Origin of the sequence: Streptomyces sp. enrichment culture (genome assembly GCF_964272855.1) — a bacterium.
GTDB lineage: Bacteria > Actinomycetota > Actinomycetes > Streptomycetales > Streptomycetaceae > Streptomyces.
This window is the reverse complement of sequence record NZ_OZ186847.1, coordinates 8,294,893-8,321,317: the sequence shown is the minus strand read 5'-3', so window position 1 is coordinate 8,321,317 and position 26,425 is coordinate 8,294,893. Positions and strand designations below refer to the sequence as shown.

The 26,425-nt window shown below is 70.8% G+C and carries 30 protein-coding genes and 2 pseudogenes; 16 read left to right on the top strand and 16 right to left on the bottom strand.

The genetic code is table 11. The features are described from left to right. Window positions 1–44: 44 nt before the first annotated feature. Together ACSU6L_RS37195 and ACSU6L_RS37190 are read right to left on the bottom strand one after the other, a co-directional pair. On the bottom strand, window positions 45–167 hold the full coding sequence (locus ACSU6L_RS37195) for a hypothetical protein (RefSeq protein ID WP_437064094.1): 123 nt from the start codon (window positions 165–167) through the stop codon (window positions 45–47). A gap of 87 nt (window positions 168–254) precedes the next feature. Continuing rightward, window positions 255–839, bottom strand: coding sequence for a helix-turn-helix domain-containing protein (locus ACSU6L_RS37190; protein ID WP_437064093.1), 585 nt, complete (start codon window positions 837–839; stop codon window positions 255–257). Window positions 840–959: 120 nt separating this feature from the next. On the opposite strand from ACSU6L_RS37190, the gene ACSU6L_RS37185 reads away from it, so the two are divergent. The 3 genes from ACSU6L_RS37185 (at window position 960) to ACSU6L_RS37175 (ending at window position 3,320) form a co-directional block, all read left to right on the top strand. Beyond that, window positions 960–1,796, top strand: a complete 837-nt coding sequence (locus ACSU6L_RS37185) for an EamA family transporter (protein WP_437064092.1) — start codon at window positions 960–962, stop codon at window positions 1,794–1,796. A gap of 55 nt (window positions 1,797–1,851) precedes the next feature. Then, on the top strand, window positions 1,852–2,493 hold the full coding sequence (locus ACSU6L_RS37180) for an FMN-binding negative transcriptional regulator (protein WP_437064091.1): 642 nt from the start codon (window positions 1,852–1,854) through the stop codon (window positions 2,491–2,493). 119 nt (window positions 2,494–2,612) lie between these two features. Next, window positions 2,613–3,320 carry a B3/B4 domain-containing protein gene (locus tag ACSU6L_RS37175; RefSeq protein ID WP_437064090.1) on the top strand — a complete coding sequence of 236 codons (708 nt, stop codon included), beginning with the start codon at window positions 2,613–2,615 and terminating at the stop codon, window positions 3,318–3,320. Window positions 3,321–3,340: 20 nt separating this feature from the next. On the opposite strand, the gene ACSU6L_RS37170 is transcribed toward ACSU6L_RS37175, so the two are convergent. Next, window positions 3,341–3,709, bottom strand: coding sequence for a hypothetical protein (locus ACSU6L_RS37170; RefSeq protein WP_437064089.1), 369 nt, complete (start codon window positions 3,707–3,709; stop codon window positions 3,341–3,343). A 180-nt stretch (window positions 3,710–3,889) separates the two neighbouring features. Here ACSU6L_RS37170 and ACSU6L_RS37165 point away from each other — a divergent pair. The 4 genes and pseudogenes from ACSU6L_RS37165 to ACSU6L_RS37150 form a co-directional block, all read left to right on the top strand. Continuing rightward, window positions 3,890–4,090 (top strand): annotated as a pseudogene (locus ACSU6L_RS37165) (SMI1/KNR4 family protein); the annotation flags it as partial. A 445-nt stretch (window positions 4,091–4,535) separates the two neighbouring features. Continuing rightward, window positions 4,536–5,372 (top strand): hypothetical protein, encoded by an 837-nt coding sequence (locus tag ACSU6L_RS37160; protein WP_437064088.1) that lies wholly within the window; start codon window positions 4,536–4,538, stop codon window positions 5,370–5,372. Between the two features lie 241 nt (window positions 5,373–5,613). Then, entirely contained in the window at window positions 5,614–6,087 is a 474-nt protein-coding gene (locus ACSU6L_RS37155) for a carboxymuconolactone decarboxylase family protein (RefSeq protein ID WP_437064087.1), read from the top strand. Between the two features lie 79 nt (window positions 6,088–6,166). Further along, complete coding sequence (locus ACSU6L_RS37150; protein ID WP_437064086.1) at window positions 6,167–7,117, top strand: RNA polymerase sigma-70 factor; 951 nt, start codon at window positions 6,167–6,169, stop codon at window positions 7,115–7,117. A gap of 155 nt (window positions 7,118–7,272) precedes the next feature. On the opposite strand, the gene ACSU6L_RS37145 is transcribed toward ACSU6L_RS37150, so the two are convergent. Next, window positions 7,273–8,328, bottom strand: coding sequence for an MASE1 domain-containing protein (locus ACSU6L_RS37145; RefSeq protein WP_437064085.1), 1,056 nt, complete (start codon window positions 8,326–8,328; stop codon window positions 7,273–7,275). 251 nt (window positions 8,329–8,579) lie between these two features. After that, window positions 8,580–9,410, bottom strand: coding sequence for a PP2C family protein-serine/threonine phosphatase (locus tag ACSU6L_RS37140; RefSeq protein ID WP_437064084.1), 831 nt, complete (start codon window positions 9,408–9,410; stop codon window positions 8,580–8,582). A gap of 264 nt (window positions 9,411–9,674) precedes the next feature. Between ACSU6L_RS37140 and ACSU6L_RS37135 the strand changes: the two genes are divergently transcribed. After that, window positions 9,675–10,235: a snapalysin family zinc-dependent metalloprotease gene (locus ACSU6L_RS37135; protein ID WP_437064083.1), complete on the top strand. Its 561-nt coding sequence runs from the start codon at window positions 9,675–9,677 to the stop codon at window positions 10,233–10,235. A gap of 92 nt (window positions 10,236–10,327) precedes the next feature. Here the strand turns inward: ACSU6L_RS37135 and ACSU6L_RS37130 are convergent. Together ACSU6L_RS37130 and ACSU6L_RS37125 are read right to left on the bottom strand one after the other, a co-directional pair. Then, window positions 10,328–10,646, bottom strand: a pseudogene (locus tag ACSU6L_RS37130) (aminoglycoside phosphotransferase family protein); the annotation flags it as partial. 40 nt (window positions 10,647–10,686) lie between these two features. Beyond that, entirely contained in the window at window positions 10,687–11,874 is a 1,188-nt protein-coding gene (locus ACSU6L_RS37125; protein WP_437064082.1) for an amidohydrolase, read from the bottom strand. 266 nt (window positions 11,875–12,140) lie between these two features. On the opposite strand from ACSU6L_RS37125, the gene ACSU6L_RS37120 reads away from it, so the two are divergent. The 4 genes from ACSU6L_RS37120 (at window position 12,141) to ACSU6L_RS37105 (ending at window position 15,372) form a co-directional block, all read left to right on the top strand. Continuing rightward, window positions 12,141–13,604 (top strand): aminotransferase class I/II-fold pyridoxal phosphate-dependent enzyme, encoded by a 1,464-nt coding sequence (locus ACSU6L_RS37120; RefSeq protein ID WP_437064081.1) that lies wholly within the window; start codon window positions 12,141–12,143, stop codon window positions 13,602–13,604. A gap of 75 nt (window positions 13,605–13,679) precedes the next feature. Continuing rightward, complete coding sequence (locus tag ACSU6L_RS37115) at window positions 13,680–14,369, top strand: hypothetical protein (RefSeq protein ID WP_437064080.1); 690 nt, start codon at window positions 13,680–13,682, stop codon at window positions 14,367–14,369. Continuing rightward, the gene (locus ACSU6L_RS37110; protein ID WP_073944014.1) at window positions 14,366–14,611 is read left to right on the top strand and encodes a hypothetical protein; all 246 of its coding nucleotides are present in this window, start codon (window positions 14,366–14,368) and stop codon (window positions 14,609–14,611) included. Before ACSU6L_RS37115 ends, ACSU6L_RS37110 begins: the two co-directional genes overlap by 4 nt. Next, entirely contained in the window at window positions 14,608–15,372 is a 765-nt protein-coding gene (locus ACSU6L_RS37105; protein WP_437064079.1) for a metallophosphoesterase family protein, read from the top strand. The genes ACSU6L_RS37110 and ACSU6L_RS37105 overlap by 4 nt, the downstream gene beginning before the upstream one ends. Before the next feature lie 30 nt (window positions 15,373–15,402). Here the strand turns inward: ACSU6L_RS37105 and sigJ are convergent, their stop codons facing one another. After that, the gene (sigJ, locus tag ACSU6L_RS37100) at window positions 15,403–16,341 is read right to left on the bottom strand and encodes an RNA polymerase sigma factor SigJ (protein WP_437064078.1); all 939 of its coding nucleotides are present in this window, start codon (window positions 16,339–16,341) and stop codon (window positions 15,403–15,405) included. Between the two features lie 157 nt (window positions 16,342–16,498). On the opposite strand from sigJ, the gene ACSU6L_RS37095 reads away from it, so the two are divergent. Continuing rightward, window positions 16,499–16,930 (top strand): YybH family protein, encoded by a 432-nt coding sequence (locus ACSU6L_RS37095; protein WP_437064077.1) that lies wholly within the window; start codon window positions 16,499–16,501, stop codon window positions 16,928–16,930. Between the two features lie 119 nt (window positions 16,931–17,049). Here the strand turns inward: ACSU6L_RS37095 and ACSU6L_RS37090 are convergent, their stop codons facing one another. Next, window positions 17,050–17,445 carry a RidA family protein gene (locus ACSU6L_RS37090; protein WP_437064076.1) on the bottom strand — a complete coding sequence of 132 codons (396 nt, stop codon included), beginning with the start codon at window positions 17,443–17,445 and terminating at the stop codon, window positions 17,050–17,052. A 115-nt stretch (window positions 17,446–17,560) separates the two neighbouring features. Between ACSU6L_RS37090 and ACSU6L_RS37085 the strand changes: the two genes are divergently transcribed. From ACSU6L_RS37085 to ACSU6L_RS37075, 3 genes are all read left to right on the top strand, one after another. After that, window positions 17,561–18,535, top strand: a complete 975-nt coding sequence (locus ACSU6L_RS37085) for a helix-turn-helix transcriptional regulator (RefSeq protein ID WP_437064075.1) — start codon at window positions 17,561–17,563, stop codon at window positions 18,533–18,535. A gap of 130 nt (window positions 18,536–18,665) precedes the next feature. Beyond that, window positions 18,666–19,229 carry a hypothetical protein gene (locus ACSU6L_RS37080; protein ID WP_437064074.1) on the top strand — a complete coding sequence of 188 codons (564 nt, stop codon included), beginning with the start codon at window positions 18,666–18,668 and terminating at the stop codon, window positions 19,227–19,229. 223 nt (window positions 19,230–19,452) lie between these two features. After that, the gene (locus tag ACSU6L_RS37075) at window positions 19,453–20,001 is read left to right on the top strand and encodes a DUF1062 domain-containing protein (RefSeq protein WP_437064073.1); all 549 of its coding nucleotides are present in this window, start codon (window positions 19,453–19,455) and stop codon (window positions 19,999–20,001) included. Window positions 20,002–20,279: 278 nt separating this feature from the next. Here ACSU6L_RS37075 and ACSU6L_RS37070 read toward each other — a convergent pair whose 3' ends face one another. From ACSU6L_RS37070 to ACSU6L_RS37040, 7 genes are all read right to left on the bottom strand, one after another. Beyond that, on the bottom strand, window positions 20,280–20,564 hold the full coding sequence (locus ACSU6L_RS37070; RefSeq protein WP_437064072.1) for a hypothetical protein: 285 nt from the start codon (window positions 20,562–20,564) through the stop codon (window positions 20,280–20,282). 175 nt (window positions 20,565–20,739) lie between these two features. Beyond that, entirely contained in the window at window positions 20,740–21,081 is a 342-nt protein-coding gene (locus tag ACSU6L_RS37065) for an STAS domain-containing protein (RefSeq protein WP_437064071.1), read from the bottom strand. After that, the gene (locus ACSU6L_RS37060) at window positions 21,078–22,364 is read right to left on the bottom strand and encodes a PP2C family protein-serine/threonine phosphatase (RefSeq protein ID WP_437065180.1); all 1,287 of its coding nucleotides are present in this window, start codon (window positions 22,362–22,364) and stop codon (window positions 21,078–21,080) included. The genes ACSU6L_RS37065 and ACSU6L_RS37060 overlap by 4 nt, the downstream gene beginning before the upstream one ends. Beyond that, complete coding sequence (locus ACSU6L_RS37055) at window positions 22,364–23,167, bottom strand: alpha/beta fold hydrolase (protein ID WP_437064070.1); 804 nt, start codon at window positions 23,165–23,167, stop codon at window positions 22,364–22,366. Before ACSU6L_RS37055 ends, ACSU6L_RS37060 begins: the two co-directional genes overlap by 1 nt. A 464-nt stretch (window positions 23,168–23,631) precedes the next feature. Continuing rightward, window positions 23,632–24,144, bottom strand: coding sequence for a GNAT family N-acetyltransferase (locus ACSU6L_RS37050; protein ID WP_437064069.1), 513 nt, complete (start codon window positions 24,142–24,144; stop codon window positions 23,632–23,634). A 161-nt stretch (window positions 24,145–24,305) separates the two neighbouring features. After that, entirely contained in the window at window positions 24,306–24,755 is a 450-nt protein-coding gene (locus ACSU6L_RS37045) for a response regulator (RefSeq protein ID WP_437064068.1), read from the bottom strand. Beyond that, entirely contained in the window at window positions 24,752–26,377 is a 1,626-nt protein-coding gene (locus tag ACSU6L_RS37040) for a sensor histidine kinase (RefSeq protein WP_437064067.1), read from the bottom strand. The genes ACSU6L_RS37045 and ACSU6L_RS37040 overlap by 4 nt, the downstream gene beginning before the upstream one ends. Window positions 26,378–26,425 lie beyond the last annotated feature (48 nt).

Sequence of the window (26,425 nt, the reverse complement as noted above, 5' to 3'; positions counted from 1 at the left end):
GCTCCGCCCTTCGCCGTCGACGGTGGCACCCGGACCCCGTCTGATCATTCCGAGGGCTCGTGGCGCGCCCGGTGCCACGCCGCCTCGAAGTCGTCGCGGCTGATCTCCCCGGAGGCATACCGCGGGTCGTAGAGGTCCCAGGGCGGGTTGAACGGCCATTCGTCCACACCTGTCTTGACACTGTCGCCGTCAGCAGTGATCTCGACTTGGCGCAACCGTCGTCCGCCCGCTCTCCCTCCGCCCCATGCCGGAGGTCAGACCACCGCCGCGGGGCCGGGTGGGATGTGGACGGTCATGATCAGGTGGCAGGTCTCGGTGCCGGCGCCGCGGTAGGTGTGGGGGGCATCGCCATCGAAACTGGCGGTCTGTCCGGCTTCGACGGGGTGCTCGGTGCCGTCGACGATCAGGGTCATCCGACCGGCGGTGACGCTGACGGTTTCCACGACTCCGGCCTGGTGGGGGTGGCTGGGGTACTCCTCGCCCGGCTCGAGTTTCCACCGCCAGACCTCGACCGGGGCCGGGCCGGAGGTCGTGAGCATCAGCCGGGCCTCGCTGCCCTCGGCCCCCGTCCACAGGGGCATCACGGCATCGGCGGTCACGACGCGGACGCGCCCTTCGGCCGGTCCCTCCATCAGGGCGGACACGGAGACGCCGAGGGTGTCGGCCAGCCTGACCAGGGTGGAGAAGTTCGGGTTGCCCTGTGCTCTCTCCAGCGCGACCAGGGCGCCCTTGCTGACCTTGGCGCGCTGGCCGAGCTCGTCCAGGGACAGGCCCGCGCGCTTACGGGCCGTCCTGACATTGTGCGCGAGCGTCCGCAGGGCTGCCTCTGTCTCGGCCATCCGATCACCATCCTCAGCAGTGGACCATTCCAATGGACCGTACGGTCGTTTGGTTGACACAGAGCGGTCGGTTCAATGTACGGTTCAGTCGTTCCATTGATAGTAAGGGATGTACGTACCGTGATCGCTCTGCTGCTGGCCCTGGGCAGCTCCCTCGCCTACGGCTGTGCCGACTTCCTCGGCGGCCTCGGCGCCCGCAAGGCCCACGTACTGCGCACCGTGATGATCGCGGCCCCGGCCTCGCTCGCGGTCGAGCTGCCGCTCTGGCCCGTGCTCGGCGCCTCCTTCAGCGCCTGGACGATCGGCTGGGGTGCCGCGTCCGGCGTCGCGTCGGCCGCCGCCTTCGCGCTGCTCTACCGGACCCTGGCGATCGGCCCGATGAACGTGCTCTCGCCCGTCACCGCCCTGATCTCCGCCATGCTCCCCGTCGGCGTCGGCTTGCTTCAGGGCGAGCGCCTCGGCCTGGCCGGCCTGGTCGGCCTGCCGCTCGCGCTGGTCGCGGTGGTGCTGGTCAGCGCCGGCCACGGCGCCGGGTCGGCGCGTCCGTCGCGCACCGCGCTGCTGCTCGCCTTCGGCGCGGGCGCCGCGATCGCACTGCAGCTGATCTTCCTGCACCAGGCGCCGTCCGACAGCGGTGTGGCCCCTCTGATCGTCGGCCGCGGGTTCTCGTCCGCGGTCACGCTGGCAGCTGCCGGGCTGCTGTACCGCAGGCTCGGGGCGGAGAAGCCCGCGTACGCGATGTCGGCGGCCGCCGGAGTGCTGGACTCGGTGGCGAACCTGCTGTTCCTGCTCGCCGCCCGCAGCGGGGACCTGGCCGTCGTCGCCGTGATCACCGCCCTCTACCCGGCCGGCACCGTCCTGCTCGCCCGCAGCGTGCTCGCCGAGCGCATCCACCGCGGCCAGCTCGTCGGCCTGGGCACCGCCGCCGTCGCCGTCAGCCTCCTCGCCCTCACCTGAACCCCCTCCCGCCCACCGCACCACCACCCCGCCGCCCCACAGCAAGGAGTACCGCATGTTCATCCAGCCCTGGGACGCGAGCCTGGACGAAGCCGAATGGCAGAGCTGGGTCGCCGACGGGCACGACTTCGGCATCCTGAGCGTCAACGGCCTGCCCGGCCAGGCTCCGGTCGCCGTCCCCACCCACTTCACCAGTGCCCCCGGCCACCTGCTGATCCACCTCGCCCGCCCCAACCCCGTCTGGCAAGCCATCGAGAACGACCCGAACGTCCTGTTCACGGTCTTCGGCGACTACGCCTTCATTCCCGGCCCATGGCGCGCCAAGCCCGGCACCCCGCCCACCGACGGCGTGCCCACCAGCTACTACACCGCCGTCCAGTTCACCTGCCGCGCCCACATCGTCGACGACCCGGAGGCCAAGGCCGAACTGCTGTGCCATCAGATGGCCCACTTCCAGCCCGACCACGCCCCCATCGCCGTCGACCAGCCGCCCTACGGCCGGATGCTGCCCGGCATCCGCGGTCTGCGCCTGGCGGTGACCGACGTACGGGCGAAGTTCAAGTACGACGACCACAAGCCCGTCGAGCACCGCACGGCTGTCGCCGACCACCTGACCGAGCGCGGCCAGGGCCTCGACGTCCCCACCGCCCTGCAACAGCGCCGCCGCCTGGACCGTATCGGCCCCTGGAAGCCCTGAAACCGCCTGAGCCGGCCCGGTAACAGCAGAGATTCACCCGACCCCCGATATACACCGACACACGCACCCAAGCACCCAAGCACCCACGCACCCACGCACGAAGGAACGGAAACCCTCCCATGGCCGTCTTCCGCATCGCCCCTGCCGTCGCAGACGCCTTCCCCGACACCCTCATCGCCCTGGTCACCGCCACCGGCGTGCGCGGACACGAGCCCTGGCCCGACACCACCGCCGCTGTCGAGGCGCTGGAGCAGCAGCTCTCCCTCGGCGTCTGGCAGCCCGCCGACGAGACCCACCCGCGCATCGAGCAATGGCACACCGCCTACCGCTCCTTCGGCACCAACCCGCGCCGCGTCCGCCCCAGCGTCGACGCGCTCGGCCGCCGCCTCGCCAAGAAGGGCGCCCTGCCGCGCATCAACCCGGCGGTCGACTCCTACAACGTCGTCTCCGTCCGCCACGGCCTGCCCGCCGGCGCCTTCGACCTCGACCATGTCGCCGGGGATGTCGACATCCGGTATGCGGACGGCTCGGAATCCTTCACCCCGCTCGGCGAACCCGACACGGTCGAGAACCCCAAGCCCGGAGAGATCATCTACGCCGACACCGCCGGTGTCCTCACCCGCCACTGGAACCATCGCGACGCCCACCGCACCCGCGTCACCGAAGGCTCGGCGCACGTCGCTTTCGCCCTCGAAACCCTCAACGCCACCCGCGACGGCGACCTCCTGAAGACCGCCGCGGAAGAACTGCGGGGCCTCCTGGCGCCACACTCCGAGCAGACCGCCGTGTACTACCTGTGCCCTGAACAGCCCCAGGCCACGGCGTGAGGTGTTCGAGCACGCGACGATCATCCGGATGGGCGTCCCCGCCAAGTCAGAGTCAGCTCTCCGCTGACCGGTGCGAGACCAGGCACCAGATGGCCAGTGCCCGACATTCCTGCTACCAGCGGAAACACGAACTGGTTGAGCGTTGCGATCAAACGCCTGTGGCCTGCGCCGTTCGGCACGGGCACCCACAAACCCAGCTTCTGCGCGGCTGCCTCCCAGTCCCACTCCCCCTGGGTGCTACCGGTTCCCCCGAACAAGGCGAGCTGTCCGTCCCATCTGCCGTTCGGCCGGGGATCCGACAGCCTTTCGTCCTCCCACACGATGTCGAACATGGTCTCCTGGGGAATCCAGCTGGGAAAGACCGTCACAGTTCCGCCGTGCTGTCCCATGACAGCCTCCTGGGTTGCGAGAAGAGGGCGCTGTACCCTCCGCGGCATCGAAGGGTGTCCCGTCATTTCCAGCATGACCACGATGGCGGGAGCGGCAACCGCAGCGACCGCACGGCGGCGATCACGTCGGCACCCAGCGGCTGGGGTCCCGCTCATGAATGGTGATCAGATACAGGGCGAATTCGCCCTGCCGCCTGGACGCGCATCGAGACATGGCTCCGACAGCATGCGCCCCGCACCTTCGAACGGCTGCCCGCGCCCGCGACACAGGACGACATCCGCGCTCTCGAGCAGGCACTCGGCCTGACGGTTCCCGCCGATGCACGCGCCTTCTACCTGGTGCGCAACGGCACCGGCCCGGCGTCCGATTTCGACTGGCCCGTATCCGGGGACGATCCTGAACCGACCGGCTACTTCGTGCCCGGCGGCGAGGGTATCGGGCCCCTCGACAGGCTGGGCGTGTGGTTCAACGGCCCGGCGGGAGCCGAGGGCCTCGGCGATCAGCCCCACCAGCGCCACCTGCTTGTCACCGCCAGCGACCCGGACCCCGGAGAAGAAACCTTCGCCGCCTACCTGACTCAAGTCGCCGACGCGCTCTGGGCAGAGCGAGGTCTTGACAACGGCGCGGCCCCGCATGTCACCGACGGCCGTCTCGTTTGGGATCAGGGTCCGCGTGCGTCACGGTCAGAACGGGTTACGGAGGTAGTGCGTTCGTGCTGTATCCGGGCACTTGGGACCGTACACGTGACGGCCGGTGTCGCATTGAGCCGGTCGGTGACCGGAGAGTCGGACAGTAGTCGGACAGCCAGACAGGAGGATCGTGTTGGTGGCCAGGTCAGGCAACGGCAGCAGGATCGGCACGTTATCCGTCGCCGGCGTTCTCGCCGGCACGGTGCTGGTGACGGGCTGCGGGAACGACAGCGACGCGGCAGGACCCTCGGACGGCGTCTCCTCCACGGGGAGCGCCGGTGCGCGGGAACAGGGCACGCAGGCCGTACGCTCCGCCTACGACAAGACAGCCGAAGAGGACACCGCACGGGTGACGTTGAAGGTGCGGACCTCCGCCGAGGGCTCCTCGGCGACCGCGAACGGCGAGGGCACCGTCGACCTCGATGACGGCGACAGCGTCATGACGGTGACCGCGGAAGGTCAGCGGATCGAGCAGCGGGTGGTGGACGGGGTGCTGTATCAGAAGCCTCCCGAGGGGCAGGCGCCCGGCGGCAAACCGTGGATCAAGATCGACCTGGAGAAGGTCGCCGCCCGGCAGGGAGCCGGCGGTCAGTCCGTGAACGATCCCGCCCAGTCGGCGGCGTTCGCCAAGGCGATCGACGACAAGGACGTGACGGAGAAGGGCACTTCCGTCATCGACGGCGTGCACACCACGCGGTACCGCGTGACGGTCGACGTCGCCAAGCTGCCCAATGGCCGCGAGCTGAGCAAGCAGGTCGGCCCCAGTCTGCCGATGGACCTCTGGCTCGACGACGACGGGCGTATCCGTCGCCAGCAGGTCGACATGACCGTGAAGGCCGCCACCAAGGCGACGGTACGGACGGTCCTGGAGTTCTCCGACTTCGGCACCGACGTGAACGCGGACGCCCCTCCCGGGCGGCAGGTGACGGACATGACCGATGAGGTCGGCAAGCAGGGACGCACCCAGAGCTGACGAGGCGGCCGTCGTCTGCTGTCAACTGTCCCGCGCACTGCAGCAGTTACTCTGCGAGCCACGGGCTGTCCGACCCCAGAGCCGGGGGCTGCCCCCACCCCGGACCTGGGGTCCGACGGCGTTGAGCGCGCGGCGGACCGCAGGGAAGATCGACGATACGCGGCCATGTCACAGGGCGCCGGGCTGTCTCGTCTCGGGTGTGCAGGCACTGACGACCGCGCACGACACGGAGGGGCACCTCATGGACGCTCGACTGAACTACTTCACCAGCCCGACCGCGGGCAAGGCCCTCAAGTACTTCATGTCCACGGGCAGGGAGCTCAAGGAGTCGCCGCTGCCGGCGTCGACGCAGGAACTGGTGGCGCTTCGCGTGAGCCAGATCAACGGCTGCGCCGTCTGCATCGACATGCACAGCAAGGAGGCCGCCGCCGCCGGCGAGACGCCGGTACGGCTGCACCTGGTGGCGGCGTGGCGGGAGGCCTCGGTCTTCACCGAGGCCGAGCGTGCCGCGCTGGAGCTGGCGGAGCAGGGGACCCGGGTCGCGGACGCGGCCGGCGGGGTCGGCGACGAGGTGTGGGCGCGGGCTGCCGAGCACTATGACGAGGAGCAGCTCACCGCTCTGGTGATGCTGGTGTCCTTCATGAACGCGGTGAACCGGTTGAACGTCATCACCCAGCAGCCGGCCGGCGACTACGTGGCCGGGCAGTTCCACTGAGCGGCGGGCACGTCCGGGGCCGGGGGTGGTCCCCGGCCCCGACGGGGCTCCGCCCCGCAAGGCCTCTGGAGGGAGTCGCATGAGCAAGGTCGAGCAGGCCGGGCAGGCCGGGAGGGTCGATGAGTTCGAGGAGCTGCGGCCGCTGCTGTTCTCGATCGCCTACCGGATTCTGGGCAGCGTGGGCGAGGCCGAGGACGCGGTCCAGGAGACATGGCTGCGCTTCGACAACTCCCCCACACGGCCCAGGTCGACCAAGGCGTTTCTGTCGGCGACCGTGACCCGGATCGCGATCGACGTGCTGCGCTCGGCTCGGGTGCGGCGGGAGGAGTACGTCGGACCCTGGCTGCCCGAGCCGCTGCTCAGCGATCCGTACGAGGACCCCGAGCGCTCGGCGGAGCTGGCCGACTCGGTATCGATGGCGGCGCTGTTGCTCCTGGAGCGGCTCAGCCCGCTGGAACGGTCGGTGTTCGTGCTGCGGGAGGTGTTCGCCTTCGGCTTCGACGAGATCGCCGCGGCCGTGGGACGTTCGGAGGCGGCGTGCCGGCAACTGCTGGTGCGGGCGCGCCGGCACATGCGGGCCGGGCGGCCGCGGTTCGAGGCGGACCGTCAGGAGCGGCAGGAACTCGCGACGCGGTTCTTCGACGCGCTGAGGAGCGGCGATGTGGACGGGCTGCGGGAGCTGCTGTCCGCCGACGTGCAGCTGGTCGGGGATGGCGGCGGCAAGGCCCCGCAGCTTTCCAGGGCCGTCGTCGGCGCCGAGAACGTGGCGCGGCTGCTCGCCTCCGTGTATCCGCTGATGGCTCGGATCGACGTGACGTTCGAGCCGCGGAAGGTGAACGGTCAGCCGGGCGCGGTCTTCCGGGACCGGGACGGCAGGGTCCTCCACACCATGGTCCTCGACATGCTCGACGGGCGGATCCAGTCCATCCGCTCGGTCATCAACCCCGACAAGCTGAGCCACCTCGGCCCGGTCGCCGACGCCTGGGCCATCGACCAGGAGGTGCGACGAGCCCGACGGCAACAAGGCTGATCCGTCGCATGGGCCGCTTACGGCCGAACCTGGGCAGCCCGCGGCTGCGCGCCTTGATCGCCGGCTTCTACACCGTCCGGGCGTCTACGCCGTCCGGGCGACGGACCACCTCCCCGTCACCCACTCGGCCATCGGGACGAACGCACTCGTGACCCTCAGGGGCCCTCGGGCGAGGCCTGAGGGCTCGCTCCGTTGCCCGGTGGGCCGTCGCGGTCCCGCGGCAGGCCGTCGCGGTCCGTCGGTGAGCGGCTGGGCGGGGCCTCCCCCGCGGTGAGGTGTTCGAGGACCTCGACCAGTTCCTGGCAGGCCAGCTCCACCGAGCGCCGGGTGTTGTGCTGCTCGGTGATCACGGCCGACAGCAACAGGGCGGTCAGGGCCATGGATCCGTTGAAGACCTGGAGTTTGATCATCACCTCGATACGGGTCAGCTCCGCGAAGGGGCCGCTGCCATCTGTGGCCGCGAGGGTGGCCAGGACGGAGGCGGCCAGGGCGCACAGCACACTGCCCACCAGCTGGAAGCGCAGGGCCGCCCAGATCAGCAAGGGGTAGATCAGGTAGAGCAGGCTCAGCCTGCTGGTCGTGGCCACCGGGATGACGGCGCAGGCCACGGCGGCCAGGGCCAGGGCCTCCTTCCAACGCGCCAGGTCGGGCGGCTCGCGTGCCTCGCTCAGCAGGAGCAGGGCCGGGGTGACGAGCAGCACCCCCATCGCATCACCCACCCACCAGGCCAGCCAGACCGGCCAGAAGCCGTCCAGGCCGAGTTTGCCCGTGACGACCAGCAGGGTGACGCCCACCGTGGAACTGATCAGCATCGCGGCGAGCGCCCCCAGGAAGACCAGGGCGACGCCGTCCCGTAACCGGCTCAGACCGGTCCGGAACCCGACCCTGCGCAGCATGAGGTAGGCGCAGACGGGGGCGAGGGTGTTCCCGGCGACGGTGCCGAGCACGGAGGGCCCGGGCGACGTGAGCGACAGGACGACGAGCAGAGCTCCGAGCGCGATGCCCGGCCAGCAGCGCAGGCCGAAGATGAACAGGGAGGCCACCGCGACGCCGGTGGGCGGCCAGATGGGGGTGAACACCGCGTCTCCGACCGCGAGCTGGCGAAGCAGTCCGAGCCGTCCCGCCGCGTAGTAGCAGGCGGCGACGGCCAGCATCTGGAAGCCGTAGACGACCGCTCGGCGCCGATCCGGGGTACGCACCACAGTTGTCATCACACACCGGGACCGGCCGTTCGGCGAGGCGGCGGCGTCCGTTGGACCTCTCTAGGGGGTGTCTCGTCGATCAGGCCGGATCAGGGAGCGGCGCCTGGTGCCGTGCATCGCAAGGCGGAGGAGGGAGCCGATGCGATGGGGGTCCCCCCTGCTCGAGCGGAGCCGAGAGCTTGGGGGAATCGGGGACCGACGACAACGCGGCGAGGCGCGGTGCCAGACGCCGCGAGCCCGGCACGATCGCCGGACACCCCCTAGGGGTGAGGGGCGGGCTTGTCGCGGGCGACGACGAGGACGGCGGCGTCGTCCGCGTGCCCCACCCGCTCGGCGCCCTTGATCACCGCGGTGGCCAGCGAGGTCGCCTGCGTGCCGGCGACGGCGGCGACGCCCGCGAGCCGCACCACCTGGTCGAGGCCCTCGTCCAGGCTCAGCGCCGGTCCCTCCACCACCCCGTCGGTGACCAGGACGAGGACGTCGCCCGCGGAGAGGCGGTGCACGGTCACCGGGTACTCGATCTCCGGGAGCACCCCGAGGGGCGGTCCGCCCGCGTCGTCGGCGAGGCCGGACCGGCCGTCCGCCCTGGCCCAGACGGACGGTATGTGCCCGGCCCGCGCGCTCTCCAGCACTCCGGTCGCCGGGTCGAGGCGGATGAACGTGCAGGTGGCGAAGAGGTCGGTGCCGAGGGCGTGCAGCAGGTTGTTGGTGCGGGCGAGGAGTTCGCCCGGCTCGCTGGTGACGGAGGCGAGGGCGCGCAGTCCGACCCGGACCTGCCCCATGAAGGCGGCTGCCTCGATGTTGTGACCCTGTACGTCGCCGATGGACAGCCCGACGCAGCCGTCGGGCATCCGGAACGCGTCGTACCAGTCTCCCCCCACGCTCAGACCGTGGTGGGCTGGCTGGTACTCGACGGCCAGGTGGAAGCGGCGGACCACCGGCAGGGTGGCGGGGAGCATGCCCTGCTGGAGGGCGACGGCCAGCTCCAGCCGCGACCGCTGGAGCTCCGCGCGCTCACGGGCCTGTGCGGTCAGCGCTCCGAGCCTGGCGAGCAGCTCGTCAGCGTCGTCGGTCGGGTGTCTGCGGGACATCGATCACTCCGGCCAGGTCAGCGGCCCTCTCCCAGCGAAGAAGCTTGCTATGAAATGTCCTGTCAAATTCTGAGATTCTATCGGGAGGCGGCCGCCTCGGCATGCCGGGCCCGCGCCGCGGGTACCGGCACGTGCACGTGTCCGCAGGGCTACAGCGTCGTGGGTGGGGATGCCGATCGAGGGATTGACGTTCGCCGGGCACGGGCAGGGAGCCCTGCAGAACGTGGCATGAGCACGCCCACCTTCCCCCACAGGAGGCCGACCTTGCACGCACGCACGTTCGTCCCCATCCTCGCTGCCACCCTCGCGGCGGGCCTGGCCACCGCAGGCCAGGCCCATGCCGCGCCGGCGGCCGCCGATACGCGGGCCCAGGCGGCCCGCGTCGTCACGTACGACGCGAGTGCGTCGGCGGAGTTCAAGGCCGCCGTCGACCGAGGCGCGGCCATCTGGAACGAGAGCGTGGACAGCGTCGAGCTGCGCCCTGCCGCGGCCGGACAACGCGCCAACATCCGCATACTGGCCGACAACGGCTGGCCGAGGGCCCTGCCCACCTCGCTCGGCAACGGCACCGTCTACATCGGACGGCAGGCCGTCGACCAGGGCTACAACACGATCCGGATCTCGGCTCACGAGATCGGTCACATCCTCGGCCTGCCGGACCGCAAGCCCGGCCCGTGCACCAGCCTGATGTCGGGTTCCAGCGCCGGAGTGGCGTGCACGAACCCGTACCCCGACGCCGCCGAGCGAGCGGAGGTGGAGGACAACTTCGGGCTCGCGCTCACGCAACCGGCGACCGCCATGCGGGACAAGGTGCTGGTGGGCTGACCCACCGGGGCGCGGGGGCGGACCGCCGCCCGTCCCCGCGCACTCCGCGGCGTTGCTCGTCGCTCCGGCAGCATGGCGAACCGCTCGTCATCGCGCTCGTGCAGCATGGCGAACCGCTCGTCATCGCGCTCGTGCAGCGGGACCGCGCCGCGCCCGCCCCAGGCCACGTAGGCGTCGGGCTCGTGGACGTTGCGGGGTGGGGGAACGACACCTTCAGCACAGCGGGTTCCCCGTCCCGCCGCACCGGGACGATGACGCCCACTCCCCCGTGCATGCCCTCGCCGTCCGGCACACATCGCCGGCGCTCCAGCAAGCCGTCCACGATCCCCGGCAACTCGGCCGGCCCGCCTCCCCGGCCTGTTCCTCGCGCTCGATGGTGCCGCGTGCGAACTCGCCTGGTATCGCAGTCATCCGCCACCCTACGCGGCCAGGCGGCGGCCCGTACGACCCCTCACCGGCCCGTCGCCGGTTCCCGGTGCCGTGCCCAGGCCGTCGTGCGCAGGTCGGGGTCGAGCAGAACGTCCGCCGCGGTGCACGCGAGGGCCTGCGTCGCTGCTGTCAGGACCGTGCGGGCCCGGTCCGAGGCCGCCGCCCGGGCGAACTCGGGGGTGTGGTCCGAGCCGTCGGCGTCCATGATGGCGACGAAGGGGTGGATGGCGGGCACCCGCGAGCTGACGTTGCCGACGTCCGACGAGCCGAGGTGGATGCCGGGGACGGGCGGGGTGAGGGTGATGCCCGCGTGGGCGAGGTGCCCGGCGTACCGCTCGGAGAGGGGCCGGCTGTCGCGGAAGTGCTCGTAGCGGACGGTGGCCTGCACCGTCTCGGCACGGGTTCCGGTGGCACGGGCGACGCCCTCCGCGCAGGTGCGCAACTGCCCCACCAGGTCCTCCAGTTCGCCCGTGGTGGCGGCGCGCAGGCCGAACTGGCCCTCGGCGTACTCCGGGACGATGTTGGTGGCCGTGCCGCCGTGCGTGACGATGCCCTGCACGTGTGACGCCTGCGGCAGTCGACGGCCGACGGCGTGCAGCACGTTGAACAGCTCGATCAGCGCGGCGAGCGCGTCGACGCCCTCCGTCGGAGTGCCGGTGGGGTGTGCGGCGCGCCCGTGGAAGCCGACCCGGTACTGCACCTGGGCGGTCAGCGGGGCCCGCGCCCAGTCGTGGACGCCGGGGTGGAACATCAGCGCGGCGTCCACGTCGTCGAACACGCCGGCCTCCGTCTCCAGGGCCTTCCCCCCGCCGCCCTCCTCCGCGGGGGTGCCGACCGCCAGGACGGAGCCGGGTGCCGTGCCGAGGACCGTACGCACCGCGAGGGCCGCGCCCAGGCCGGCGGCGGCGATGAGGTTGTGGCCGCAGGCGTGGCCGAGACCGGACAGGGCGTCGTACTCCAGCAGCAGCGCCACCGTGGGACGGCCCTGGCCCGAGCGCGCGGTGAACGCGGTCGGCATGCCCGCCACCCCGCGCTCGACGGCGAAACCGTCGCGTTCGAGTGCGCCGGTGAGCAGCGCTGCCGCCCGGTGCTCGGCGAAGGCGTGCTCGGGGTCCGCGTGCAGGCGCAGGGCCACGTCCCACAGTTCGTCGGCCCGGCGGGCCACCTCGGCGCGCAGGGTGTTGTGCACGTCGTCGAGCGTGCGGGCCACGAGGCCTCCCGGGGGCGTCGGCGGCGGTCGTTCGGGCCCCCTCCGGGTTCCACCGGGCGCGGCCTCGACACCCGCGAGGTCACGGAACCGGGAGGGACGAAGGTGCCGGGCCGGAGCCCGCCGTGCACGGAGAGCGACGTTCGGCGGAGTTTCGCTCGGCGTGACGGTGCAACACGGACGGTACGGCCGTACGACGCGGCCGGACCGGCTCTGGCCGGCGTCCTTGCGAGGCCGTGACCGGTGTTTTCCGCGATCCGGGAGGAACGATGGACCACTCGCGGGCCCCCGTACTGGAGGCCCTTCAGGAGTTCCGGCGCCGGGGGGACGTGGCGTACGGTCCGCCGGGGCACAAGCAGGGCCGGGGCGCGGACCCCCGGGTGGCGGACATCGTCGGGATGGACGTGTTCCGCTCCGACGTGCTCACCCTCAACGGGCTCGACGACCGCCGTCAGTCCCAGGGAGTGATCAGTCAGGCGCAGGAGCTGATGGCCGACGCGGTCGGCGCCACGGAGGCGTTCTTCTCCACGTGCGGCAGCTCCCTGTCGGTCAAGACCGCGATGCTCGCGGTGGCCGGCCCGGGCGAGAAGATGCTGATCTCGCGCAACGCGCACAAGTCCGTGGTGGCGGCGGTCGTCGTCAACGGCGTGGAGCCGATCTGGGTGCACCCGGAGTTCGACGCCGAGCGGCACCTGGCCCACCCGCCGGAGCCCGGCGACGTACGGGACCGGCTGCGCGAGCATCCGGACGCCAAGGGCATGCTGCTGATCACCCCGACCGACTGGGGCACCTGTGCCGACGTGCGGGGAGTGGCCCGGGTCTGCCACGACTTCGACGTACCGCTCATCGTGGACGAGGCCTGGGGCGCCCATCTGCCGTTCCACCCCGACCTGCCGTCCTGGGGAATGGACGCCGAGGCCGACCTGGTGGTGACCAGCGTGCACAAGATGGGCGGCGCGATCGAGCAGAGCTCGGTGTTCCACCTCCAGTACGACCGGGTGGCGTCGGAAGTGCTCAAGCAGCGCGAGGACCTGCTCGGCACCACCAGCGCCTCCGCCCTGGTGTACGCCACCCTCGACGGCTGGCGGCGCCAGATGGTGGAGCAAGGGCACGAACTGCTGGACGCCGCGCTCGCCCGGGCCCGGCGGATCCGGGCGGCGGCCGACGAACTGCCGGGTCTGCGCGTCATGGGGCCGGAGGTGGTGGAGGCGGGGCTCGCCGCCGACCTCGACCTGCTGAAGATCGTGATCGATGTGCGGGAGCTCGGCATCAGCGGGATGCAGGCGGCCGAGTGGCTGCGGACGCACCGCCATGTCGACCTCGGCGGATCGGACAGCTGCCGGATCAGCGCCTCTATCACCTACGCCGACGACGACACGACCGAGCAGATACTGCTGGACGCGCTCCGGGCGCTGGTGGAGAAGGCCGACTCGATCGAGCGGCAGCCTCCGGTGCGGCTTCCGGAGCCGTCGGCGCTCGAACTGGAGCAGGCGATGCTGCCGCGTGCGGCGTTCTTCGCACCGGTCGAGCACGTGCCCGCGGAGCGGGCCGCGGGACGTGTCAGCGCGGAGATGATCAGCCCGTACCCGCCGGGGGTGCCGGTGATCGCGCCGGGCGAGGTCATCACCTCCGAGGCGCTGGACTACCTGCGCAGCGGTGTCGAGCACGGAGTGCTCATCCCGGACGCGGCGGATCCGTCCGTGCGGACACTGCGGGTGGTGGCCCGCCCGTGAACGGTGTCGTCGAAGGCGTGTCGTCAGAGCGGATCTCCCGGGTACTTGGTCCGCGGCATCTGGAAGGGAGCGGTCATGACGCAGCACAGTGACGGTCCGGCGTCCGCCCGGCGAGCGGGGACCGGCGATCTGCGGCTGGCCACGGCGGTGAGGAATCCCGTGCCGTCCGAGGCGCCCGGGACGCAGGGTGATCTGCCGCGGGACCGGACGCAGGCGATCCTGGAGGCGACCAAGCAGGTCGGGACGCTGCTGAAGGGGAACGAGCACCGGTTCGCGCTCGCCGGCAGCGTCGCCGCGTACGCGCACGGTGCGGGCACGAACCTCCAGCACGACGCCGACTTCTGCGTGCGCGCCGAGGACGCGGACACCGTCGCGGCCACGCTGCGCGAGGGCGGTCTGGAGGTGCGGACGCCGCCGGAGGACTGGCTGCTGAAGACGGAGTGCTTCGGGCAGTCCGTCGACATCATCTTCCGGCTGGCGCACCGGCCCGTCACCACGGAGATGCTGGAGCGGGCGGAGGAGATGCCCGTGGAGTCGGTGCTGATGCCGGTGCTGTCCGCCACGGACCTGCTGGCGAGCCTGGTCTCCGCGTTCTCCGAGCACTACTGCGACTTCGGCGCGGTCCTGCCCGTCGCCCGGGCGCTGCGGGAGAAGGTCGACTGGGAGTTCGTACGGCGCGAGTGCGGCGCGGAGCCGATGCCCGCCGCGTTCCTCTTCCTTCTCGAACGGCTGAACGTGATCGAGCCGCGGGAGGAACAGTCATGAGCAATCTGGACTACCGCGTCGCCCACCTGCGTGAACGCCTCGCGGGCGGGCCGCTGGCCGAGCTTGGGGTGCAGGTCGCGGTGCACGGGGACTCGGTGCTGGTGACCGGCACCGTGCCGTCGGCCCACTGCCGGGACGAGGTCGCCCGGGACGTGCGTGAGGCACTGGCCGGGCTCACTGTGCGCTGCGACCTCGTGGTCGCCGAAGCGTCGTCCCCCGACCAGGCGGAGGAACTGGCATGATCCGCATCGCAGCCGTCGGAGACATCCACATGGGGCCCGACAGCCAGGGGGTGCTGCGGCCCGCGTTCGAGACCCTGCCCGACTGCGCCGACGTGCTGCTCCTGGCAGGCGACCTGACCCGGCACGGCACGCCCGAGGAGGCCCGGGTGGTGGCGCGGGAGATCAAGGACCTCGGCGTGCCGGTGGTGGCGGTCCTCGGCAACCACGACCACCACGACGAACGGCCCGAGGAGGTCACGGCGATCCTCCGGGACGGCGGCGCCCACGTGCTCGAAGGGCAGGGCACGGTGGTGGACTGCGCGCGAGGCCGCGTCGGCGTGGCCGGCACCAAGGGCTTCGGCGGCGGCTTCGCGGGCCGCAACGCCGGGGAGTTCGGCGAGCCGTTGATGAAGGAGTTCGTCCGCTACACGCGCCGCTGCGCCGACGGACTGCGTACGGCGCTGGAGCGGCTCGGCGAGCAGGACTGCGACGCGCGGATCGCGCTGACCCACTTCTCCCCCGTGCCGGACACGCTGGCGGGCGAGCCGCTGGAGATCTACCCGTTCCTCGGCAGCTACCTGCTGGCCGAGGCGATCGACTCCGCCGGCGCCGACCTCGCGGTCCACGGGCACGCCCACGCCGGCACGGAACACGGCATGACCAGCGGCGGCGTACGCGTACGCAACGTCGCCCAGCCGGTGATCGGGCGGGCCTTCCACGTGTACCACCTCCAGGTGCCCGAGCGGGTGCCGGCCGGTTCTCCCGCGGAGTCGGCCCGCTGACCGGCACCGCTGGTGCACCTCACCGGCGCGTCAGGTGGTCCAGGGCCGGAGCTTCTCCGGGTTCAGCACGCCCCAGATGTGCTTGATGCGGCCGCCGACGATGTCGAACGCGTACACCGCCACGGTGGCGCCGCCGTGCTCGGCCACCAGACCGGGGCGCCCGTTGACGGTCCGTTCGACGAACACCACGTCGGTCGCCTTGTCGGCGATGGCGACCAGGAAGTGCGCCACCCGCTCGCCGCCCTCGATCGGGTGCCGCGAGGCGGTGACGCGTCCGCCCCCGTCACCGACCGCTGTCGCGGCGGGGTCGAGGATGGCGATGAGGGCGCCGATGTCCTTGGCCTCCCAGGCCTGTTTGAAGTTCCTGACGACGCCGGCGTCCTGGTCGGCGGGCACCGGGCGGGCGGGGGGCCGCGCGCCCCGGAGCCGGCGGCGGGCCGAGGAGGCCAGCTGCCGGCAGGCGGCCGGGCTGCGGCCGACCATCTCCGCCACTTCGGTGAAGGAGTACCGGAAGACGTCGTGCAGCACGAACGCGACGCGCTCGGCCGGTGTCATGGATTCCAGCAGCACCAGGAAGGCCATGTTGACCGACTCGTCCAGAGTGACACGGTCGGCCGGGTCGACGGCCGCGGTGGCCAGCGCGCCGTCAAGCCGCTCGGTGGGTTCCGGCAGCGGCTCGGGGATCCACTGGCCGACGTACTGCTCGCGCCGGGCCCGTGCCGAGCCGAGCAGGTTCAGGCAGATGCGGGTGGCGACCGTCGTCAGCCAGCCGCCGACCGACTCGACAGCCTCCTGCCGCTCCCGGGACATGGCGTACCAGCGGACGTAGGTCTCCTGGACGACGTCCTCGGCCTCCGACAGGGAGCCGAGGAGCCGGTAGGCGAGGTTGATCAGCCGACGCCGTTCGCCGATGAGCGCGGCAAGGCTCGGTTCGAGCAGGTCGTCTCCCGGTCCGGGCTGGATGGTCACGGTGTCCCCCGTTTTCTCGTCTCGCGATGGCTGTCGACAGTCACGACAGAACGGCCCCACGAAGTGTGAGGTCTCCGGCGCACCTCACACTTCGCCGGGCCGTTCGGTCGAAGCCGGTGAGATCGCCGGCCAGGACAGCTTCGAAAGGGAGGATGCGATGACTTCGCACGAGTCCGAGATCAGGGCACTTCTGGAAAGCCGCGCAGACGCCAGTCAGAGCAAGGACATCGACCGGCTCATGTCCCTCTACTCCGACGACATCGTCTACTACGACGTCGTTCCCCCGCTCCAGTTCACGGGGCACAAAGAGGTCCGCGACAACTTCCAGCGGTGGTTCGACGAATACGACGGCCCGATCGGCCTGGAGACGCACTCGCTCACCGTCGCGAGCAGCGCCGCGGACATCGCCTTCGCGCACATGCTCCACCTGGACTCGGGAACGCGTAAGAACGGGATGAACATGGCGATCTGGGTGCGTTCGAGCGTGTGCTTGCGGCAGTCGAACGGCAGGTGGCTGATCACGCACGAGCACATCTCCCTACCGATCAACCCGGAGAACCTCCAGGCGTGGTTCCCGCCGGACATGTGAGGCAGACCGGCAGGTAGTCCGTGACGGAACGGGCCGGCTCCGCATCCGGAGCCGGCCCGTTCAGCACGCTTGGCGAGCCCACCCAGCCGGCATGCCACCCGCGTCCCGACGTGTTCGCCTCATGCGACCGCGGTGCCCTCGATCTCGACCATCAGGTCGGGAAGCGCCAGCCGTGCCACCCCCAGCATGGTGGTGGTCGGTGCCACCCCGGCGGCGCCCAACCGGGACGCCAGCACGCCGTAGTGCTCGAAGAGCCGGTCGACGTCGGTGGTGTAGACGTTCAGCCGGACGAGGTTCGCGAGGGACATGCCGGCCTCGCCCAGCACGGCCTCCAGGTTGTCGATGGTCAGCGCCAGTTGCGCGGCCATGTCACCGGCGTGCTGGGGCTTGCCGTCGCCGCTCATCGCGGTCTGCCCGGAGCAGTACAGGGTCCGGCTCTGCCCTGAGACGACCTCGCCCTGGCTGTAGCCCAACTCCACCGACCACGTCCACGGGTTGACCGTCGATCGCTCCATCGCCACATCAGCTCCATTCGATTCATCGGCGGTACGCATGTCTTCCGGCGTCCCATCGGTAAGCCTCCCTGCGAATCACGACACCCTCAGTCATGTATTTCGCTAACGTTTTCGCATGCGTGCCGACCGGTTGATCTCGTTGGTGCTGCTGCTGCGTCAGCGCGGTCGGATGACCGCCGCCGCGCTGGCCCGCGAGCTGGAGGTGTCCACTCGTACCGTGCTGCGTGACATCGAGGCGCTGTCCGCGGCAGGCGTCCCGGTCTACGCCGAACGCGGCCGGCGTGGCGGTTTCGCGTTGCTGCCCGACTTCCAGACCGATCTCACCGGCCTGAACCACGACGAGGCCCTTGCCCTGCTGGTCGCCGGAACGGGGCGCGGTGAGCAGGTGTTCGGCCTCGGTTCCGCGCTCGCTTCGGCCATGCGCAAGGTGGTCGACGCGCTGCCGGAGAGCCACCGGGCCGCCGCGAGCGACGCCGCCCGGCGATTGCTCGTCGACCCGGAGACCGACCTGCTCTCACACCGCCTGGTCACCGAGGAACTGCCCGACACCACAATGGTGGAAGTGCGGCGCGCGGTGCTCTCCGGCCACAAGCTGCGCATCCACTACGCGGCCACGGGCCAGAGTCCGCGGTGGCGCACCGTGGACCCGATCGGCCTGGTCACCGTACGCGACCGGGTCTACCTGCTGGCCACGAGAGACGGCGCGGACCGCACCTACCGGCTGTCGCGGGTGCTGGCGGCCGAGGAACTTCCCGAACCGGCACAGCGACCGGACCGGGCCGATCTGGACCGGATCTGGCGGGAACGCTGTGCGCGATTCCTGTCCGACAGCGACCAGGTCACCGTCCTGGTACGGGTGAACCCTGCGCGGCGGGAGGAACTGGTGAGCACCGCACTGGCCGTCCGCGCCGAGGAACCCGACGCGGACGGCCGGCTGCGGCTGGAGGTGACCTTCCAGGATTCACGGCACGCCGAGTGGGTGCTGTGGCAACTCACCACGGACGCGGAGGCCCTGGCCCCGCAGTGGCTGCGCACGTCCCTGCGCGACCGCGCCGCCGCGATCGCCTCCTGCTACGCAGCGCCCTCCTGACCGGTGACGTGGTCGGCGGGCCGGCTGTCGACATCGCGTCGCTCGGCTGGCTTAATGATCGTCAGCCAGGGGTGGGGGGCTGGGTCGGCCCCGTTCTTGAGCGGAGGGGCCTGGTATGCCGGTCCGAACGGTGCCTACGCGACCGACGTTCGGCACGTACGTGGCCATGGCGGTGTGCGCCGGTGTCGCGGCTGTCCTGCTGGGGACGCTGTACCTGATCTACCGGGACATGGCGATCACCGGAGGCTGCGGATCGCGCTACGGCGTCACGTGTTCCGGGAAGCAGACCGCGCACATCTTCGCGGCCCTCGTGGCGATGCCCGCTTCCGTGGCCTGCCTCCTGTTCCTGAACTGGGTCGTCTTCCGCCCGTACCGCCGGGGGCACGAGGCGTACCGCCTCGTCATCCCGCTTCTCCTGGCCGCGGGCGCCGTGGAGTCGTTCGCGGCGGGCGCTCCCCTGGGCGGCGCGGCTGCGAGCCTCGGCGCCGTGGGGGCTCTCCTGGCCTTCCGCAGGCCTGTCGGAGTACGGGGAATGGTGTGGGGCCTCGGCCGGGACCGCCTCAGGGCGCTCACGGCCGATCCCGAGGCCGAACCGTTGTCCGTGGGACAGAACACGCTCTTCCTGTGCGCCAATGCCATCGGGACGACGCTGGGGCTGCTGGGAGCCGACCGGCTGTTCTCGTCGCTGGGCTGACCGGGGCAGGTCGCCGAACCTCACGTGCCGCGCCCCGCGCGCCCGAAAACCAGTGGAGCGGCGCCGCTGTGCGCCATTACCGTGCTGCCGGACCGAGTCGTCTAGACGAGGACGTGCCGTTGTACACCCTGTGAGACCTCCCGAGCGCTGATCTGTCGCGCGTCGCGCATCTGCGCCGCGCTCCTTTCTGCTGCGGATTTCTCACAGAAACCGGTGTACTTCTGTGCTCAGTACCTGGGTTGTCGCGCCCACCTGCCTCCCGCTCGTACGCCGCCGCTGCCACGCGTGCGGTTCCGATCGCTTCCGGGCGAGCGGCAAGTTCCGCGTCAACGCGAACCACAAGCTCATCGACGCCTGGCTCCTCGTGCTCTGCACCGCTTGCGGGGCGACGGCGAAGCTCACCCTCCTGGAGCGGACAAATGTGCGCTCCGTACGGCCTGAGCTGCTGGACCGGCTGCACGACAACGACCTCGGCCTGACAGCGGAGCTGCTCCAGGATCCCGGCGTGCAGCGCCGTAATCGCATCGCCCTCGACTGGGACGACGCCTGGCGTCTCGACACCGGCGGCTCGGATCACCTGGACCGCGAGGTGATCGACGTCTCGGTCCGCTTCGCGGCCCGCATCCCCGTCCGGCCGGTGCGCCTGATCGCCGAGGGTTGCCGGCTCTCGCGGGCCGAGGTCGAGAGACTGGTCATGGAGGGCAAACTCGTGTCGGCTGTCCGGCTGAGCGGCAGGCTCTGCGGCGACTTCACCTTCACGCTCAAGCGCTGAGCCGTCCTCGGGACCACGTGCCTGTCCGGCGTGATCCGCCGGACAGGCCCTAGGGGGTGTCTCGTCGATCAGGCCGGATCAGGGAGCGGCGTCTGGTGCCGTGCATCGCAAGGCGGAGGAGGGAGCCGATGCGGCGCATCGGGGACCGACGACAACGCGGCGAGGCGCGGTGCCAGGCGCCGCGAGCCCGGCATGATCGGCGAGACGCCCCCTCGGTGATCATCGGTGACGGCGTGGACGAGAGGCGCTTGTCGAGAACGCGGAGCCGCTGACCGCCGCTACGAGTGCGCCACGACTTCGCCGGCCGTGATCTGGGGCGGGTTGGGGAGCAGAGCGGCGAGGCGGTCCCGTACGAAGTCCCTCGCCCTCTCGGTCGACTCCTCGGCTCCGGACCGTTCCTGGAAGACACCCATCGACACCATCACCCCGTCCCCGGCATCGACCCAGTAATAGGCGACGAAACCCTGGACCTGCCGGACGAGCGGCACGAACTCCTCTTTCACCAGGCGTCCCGCCTCAGCCGGATCGGTCACCCCTTCGTACCGCCGGACCACTGTGTACATGGCTGATCTCCTCAAGCATCGCTGGGCCGTCTTCCGCGGGGACGGCGTACCCGCCGCGATACGTACGGCGTGCGCGAACCCGGTGTGAATCACTGGTAAGGCCCCCATCAGTGATCCCAACGGAGGCGCGAACCCCGAGCCGCCACCGCTGCCCCGGTCCCCCTCACCTGCCGGGTCAGGGGCGAGTGGCGGTGTCGCTGTCGCGGTACAGCGTGAGGACCTGGTCGAGGCCGACGACTCGCAGGACGCGCAGGGTGTTGTCGGGGACGGCGGCGAGTGCGAAGTCCGCCTGGGCGGCTCGGGCCTGGTTGTGGGCGGCGATCAGGGCGCTGATGCCGCTGGAGTCGCAGAACTCCATGCCGTCCAGGTCCAGCACGAGACGCGCCCCTGGCCGCAGGGGGACGGTGGCGAGCAGTTCACGCAGTTCGCCGGCGTTGGCGTAGTCGAGTTCGCCGGTGATCTCCAGTACGGGACCGGTGACGGCGTCTCGAGTGGTGATCTTCAGCGGGCTCGTCATTCGTCATTCGTCCGGGGGCCGGGGGTGGGAACGCCGAGGGCGAGGAGGGCGGTGTCGTCGTCGAGTCCGTCGCCGAAACCGCGCAGCAGGTCGGTCAGGGCGTGGACGATGTCGTGCGGGGGCTTTCCGGCGTGGCCGGCGACGAAGGAGAGCAGGGCCTCCTCGCCGTACAGGCCGGTGTGTTCCGCGCCGGTGCGCGCTTCGGTGAGGCCGTCGGTGTAGAGCAGGAGGGTGTCCCCGGCGGTGAGGACGGTGGTGGCGGCGGTGAAGGGTGCGGCAGGCAGTATGCCGACGAGGAGGCCGCCCGGGGTGGGCAGGAATTCGGCGGTGCCGTCGGCGCGCAGGACGAGGACCGGGGGGTGGCCTCCCGAGGCGAGGTGGACGGCGGCCTGCCCGGTCGCGGGATCGGGTTCGACCGTGCCGAAGACGGCGGTGCAGTAGCGCGGGTCGCCGGTGCCCGTGTAGCGCTCGTGCAGCACTTTGTTGAGGGTGGACAGGACTGAGACGGGGTCGGGGTCGTGCAGGGCGGCGGCCCGCAGGGTGTAGCGGGTCAGTGAGGTGACCGCGGCGGCCTGGGGCCCCTTGCCGCAGACGTCGCCGAGGAAGAACCCGAAGCGCTTGCCGTCGATGGGGAAGACGTCGTAGAAGTCGCCGCCGAGCCGGTCGGGGGACGCGGTGTGGTAGTAGGCGGCCGTCTCCATTCCGGGCAGCGGCGGCAGGCTGTCGGGCAGCAGCGACTGCTGGAGCACGGCGAGGGCGTCCTGCAGCCGGGCGCGGTCGGCCTCCGCCCGTTTGCGTGCTTCCTCGGCCGCCTGACGGCCGCGCAGGAGTTCTTCCTCGTAGGCGCGGCGGTCCCGGGCGTCGAAGACGGTGGTGCGGATCAGCAGCGACTCGCCGGTGCTGCCTTTCTTGACCACGGAGGAGACCAGTACGGGAATCCGGCCGCCGTCGGCCTGTTTGAGCTCCAGGGCGATGCCGGTGATCTCGCCCTGCATCCGCAGCAGCGGCGCGAAGTGCGTCTCGTGATACAGCTTGCCGCCCACGGGCAGCAGGTCCGTGAACCGCATGCGGCCCAGCACCGCCTTCCGCTCCAGACCGAGCCAGCCCAGCAGGGTGGCGTTGATCTTCGCGATGGTGCCGTCCATCAGTGTGGACAGATATCCGCATGGAGCGCCCTCGTACAGTTCCTCCGCGCTGTCCTCCAGGAGCGCGGCGAAGGCCGCGTCCGCGGCCTTCTCGTCGTCGGCGTCGCTCGGCTCGGGCTGCTGCCCGGTGCGGCACATCATCGCAGGCCCGTGAGGAAGGCCGTGATCGCCGCGTTGGTGGCCTCGGGTGCGGACAGGTGGGGACAGTGCCCGGTCGCGTCGAGAGTGACCAGGCTCGAGCCGGGGATCGCCCGGTGCACGAAGGCACCGACCTCCCGGGGTGCGATGGCGTCTTCGGTGCACTCCAGTACGAGCGTCGGCACGCTCACGCGCTTCAGGTCGTCCCGCGAGTCCGACAGGAACGTGGTGCGGGCGAAGACCCGCGCCATGTCCGGGTCGGTGGCGCAGAAGCTGTTCCTCAGTTCCTCACCGAGTTCGGGGCGGTCCGCGTTCCCCGTGATCACCGGTGCCATCGCCGCCGACCAGCCCAGGTAGTTGGCCTCCAGCGAGTCCAGCAGCTCGTCGATGTCCTGCGCGCTGAATCCGCCCCGGTAGCCGTCGTCGTCGATGTACCGCGGAGACGGGGCGACCATCACCAGCGCGCCGATCCGTTCCGGAGCCATGTCGGCGGCCAGGACGCCGATCATCGCGCTGACGGAGTGCCCGACGAACGTCGTGTCGCGCAGGTCGAACGCTTCGCAGATCTCCACCACGTCGCGGGCGTACCCGTCCAGGGAGCCATAGCGCTCCTCGGAGAACGCGGACGGCTCGGAGCGGCCCGACCCCACGTAGTCGAAGAGGACGACGCGGTGGTCCTCCACCAGGGCCGGCAAGGTCAGTCGCCACATGTTCTGGTCGCAACCGAACCCGTGGGCCAGCACCACCGTCGGGCCCTGCGGATCGCCGGTGACGGTGACGTTGTTCCTGCGAGCGACATCCATGATCACAGTCTTCCAATCGTGCGTCCGCCGCACCAACGCGGCTCGGTATCACCTCATGCCCCTCCCGTCACCTTCACAAAAGAGCTCGCGGTGCCCGGTGGTGGGGAAGCGCCCAGGTCCAAGCTCTGAAGTTGCTCAAATGAGGCTTGGTCAGGTGATCACACGGGGCATCCCCCACGCACAATGTCACCACGCACGACAACGGGGGTACGGAACATGGAGTTCGTGGCGATCCTGGCCATCGTCCTGATCGCGGTGGCCGTCTCGGCGGTACGTGGCGGCCGCCGGTCCTCTCGCAAGGGCCGTTCCTGGGGGAGCGGTGGCGGCGGAGGCGGCTGCGGGGGCGGCTGGTCCTGCGGCGGCGGATCGTCCTGCGGAGGTGGCGGCGGCGGGGGCGACTGACCCCACTGACCCCGAGGGGTCCTGAAGGAGTTTCCTTCAGGACCCCTCGGGGAGCGAAACCGTCAGCGATCCGCGGCCACCGCCCGGTAGCCGGCCTTGTTCTCGTCGGTGGTCCAGCGGCGGAAGCCGGCCTTCTCCAGCACCCGGACGGAGGACGGGTTGGAGAGTTCCACGTCGGCGGAGACGGTGTGGACGTCCGGCGAGGTGAGCGCGAACTCCGTCAGGGCCCGGGTGGCCTCGGTGGCGTAGCCCCGGCCCCGGCGGGAGGCCACGACGCCGTAGCCGATCTCGACCACGCCGTCACCGGGCGGCCAGAACAAGCCGATCGAGCCCACCACCAAGCCGGTGTGGCGCTCGACGATCAGACGGTGGCCGAACGCGCCGAGCCAGGCGGGGTGTTCGCCCAGCAGGCCGGCGATCACGCGGTCGCCCTCGGCGGGGAAATCGTCCGCCCACCGCTCGGACCTGGTGCCGTCGAGGACCGCGGTGATCTCGCCGGTGGTCCAGGGCCGTAGCACGAGACGGCCGGTCAGCAGGTCGGCGGACGTGGATGAGGACGAGGAAGCGGAAGACATGTGTCTCTCCTGGTCGTCGGGATGACCCGGACCGCGCTTCGCTGTCACGCGGACCGGACGAGGGCATGCCGATGACGGCCGACGGCAGCCATATTCATCAACCTCCCTGGTCCGGTGATCGCGTGTCTGTCACGCCGCCTCGAACGGTAGCAGCCGCCGTGTCACATGGTGCGGCCGGGCAGCCGGACGACCTGGACGAAGAAGTCGTCGATCTGGCGGACCGCGGCGATGAACTGGTCAAGGTCCACCGGCTTGGTGACGTAGGCGTTGGCGTGCAGCTTGTAGCTGCGCAGGATGTCCTCCTCGGCCGCCGAGGTGGTGAGGACGACCACGGGGATGTGGGCGAGGTCCGGGTCGGACTTGATCCTCTCCAGGACCTGACGACCGTCGTACTTGGGCAGGTTCAGGTCGAGCAGGATGAGATCGGGCCTCGGCGCCTCGGTGTGGTCGCCGCGCCGGTAGAGGAAGTCCAGGGCCTCCTCACCGTCCCTGACGACGTGAAGCGTGTTGCCGATCTTGTTGTCCTCGAACGCCTCGCGGGTCATCAGCTCGTCGCCCGGGTCGTCCTCCACGAGGAGGACGTCGATGGGGGTGGCGGCGGGGGTGGTCATGTCAGGGCCTTTTCCTCAGTGCGCGTGCCGGCCGTCGGGGCCGGAGTGTCGGCGGTGACCCGAAGAGTCAAGCAGAAGCGGGTTCCGCCCGTGTAGTCCGTGTCGATCCAGATCCTGCCACCATGGTGTTCCACGATCTTCTTGGACAGTGCCAGACCGATGCCCGTACCACCGTAGGCATCCCGGCTGTGCAGCCGCTGGAAGATGACGAAGACCTTCTCCGCAAACTCCGCCGGGATGCCGATGCCGTTGTCGGTGACGCCGATGCGCAGGCTGCCCTCGTCGTCCGGGTCGGGGCCGCAGGTGATGGTGACGTGCGGGGCGGCCTCGGGGCGGCGGAACTTGAGGGCGTTGCCGACCAGGTTCTGCCAGAGCATGGTCAGCAGGGTGGGGTCCCCGACGACCTCGGGCATACGGTCCGGGCGGTCGACGCGGGCCCCGGACTCCTCGACGGCGGCGACCAGGTTCGCCAGGGCCTTGTCCAGCACCTGGTCCAGGGAGACGGGCACCCGCGCGTCGTTGAGGCGTCCGACGCGGGAGAAGGTCAGCAGGTCGTTGATGAGCACCTGCATGCGCTTGGCGCCGTCGACGGCGAACTCGATGTACTGCAGGCCGCGGTCGTCCAGTTGGTCCCCGTAGCGCTTCTCCAGCAGCTGGCAGAACGACGCGACCTTGCGCAGCGGCTCCTGGAGGTCGTGGGAGGCGACGTAGGCGAACTGCTCCAGTTCGACGTTGGACCGGCGCAGTTCCACGGCCTGCGCGTTCAGGTCGGCGGCCTGACTGGCGAGTATCTCCTGCTGGCGGCGGGAGGCCTCGAGTTCTGCCACGATCCGTCTGCGCATGCCTTCCACGTCACGCGCCAGCGTGGACAGGTCGACGGGGCCGCCGCCGGTGATGACGTAGGAGAAGTCACCGCCCGCGACGCGCCGCGACGCGGTGCGCAGCGCCTCCAGGGGGCGGGTGACGAGGAGCCGGACCAGGACGGCGAGTGCCACTCCGGTCAGCAGGAAGGCGGCCACCAGGCCGGCCAGCACCGAGTTGCGCACGGTCCGCTCGTGGGCGAGGCGGTCCTGGCCGTCCCGGACCGTCTCGGTCAGCCGGTCGCTCTGTTCGTCGAGCCGGTGACGCACCTCGTCGAACTCCGTCTTGCCGCGTTCGACCGCCTGCTGGTCGAACGCCTCCGGTTCGCCGGGCGTGACGGAGGCGGCGAGGGGTTCGGCGTAGACGCGTCGCCAGTCCGCGGTCTGCTTCTCCACGGCACGCAGGTCGGCGAGCAACTCGGGCCGGTCACCGATGAGCGTGCGCAGTCGGGCGGCGGCCCTGTCCTCGTCCCGCTTGCCCTCGGTGTAGGGGGTGAGGAACTGCTTGTCGGCGGTGATCGCGTAGCCGCGGATGCCGGTCTCCTGGTCCAGCAGGGCGGCCTGGAGCCGGTACGCCTCGGTCTGGGCCGGCTGGACGTGCCGGATCAGACGGTCCGTCACCTCCGCGGTGCGGATCAGCAGATTCGTGCCGATGACGGTGCCGACCACGACGAGCAGCGTCATGAGCGCGAGCACGAGGTAGAACCACCCCTGCACCGTCAGTCTGCGGCCGCTCCACATGCCGCTTCGCAGGTCCGTCATCGTGTTCCCAGCCACCACTCGTCCCACTCGCTCATTTACAGCTCAGAC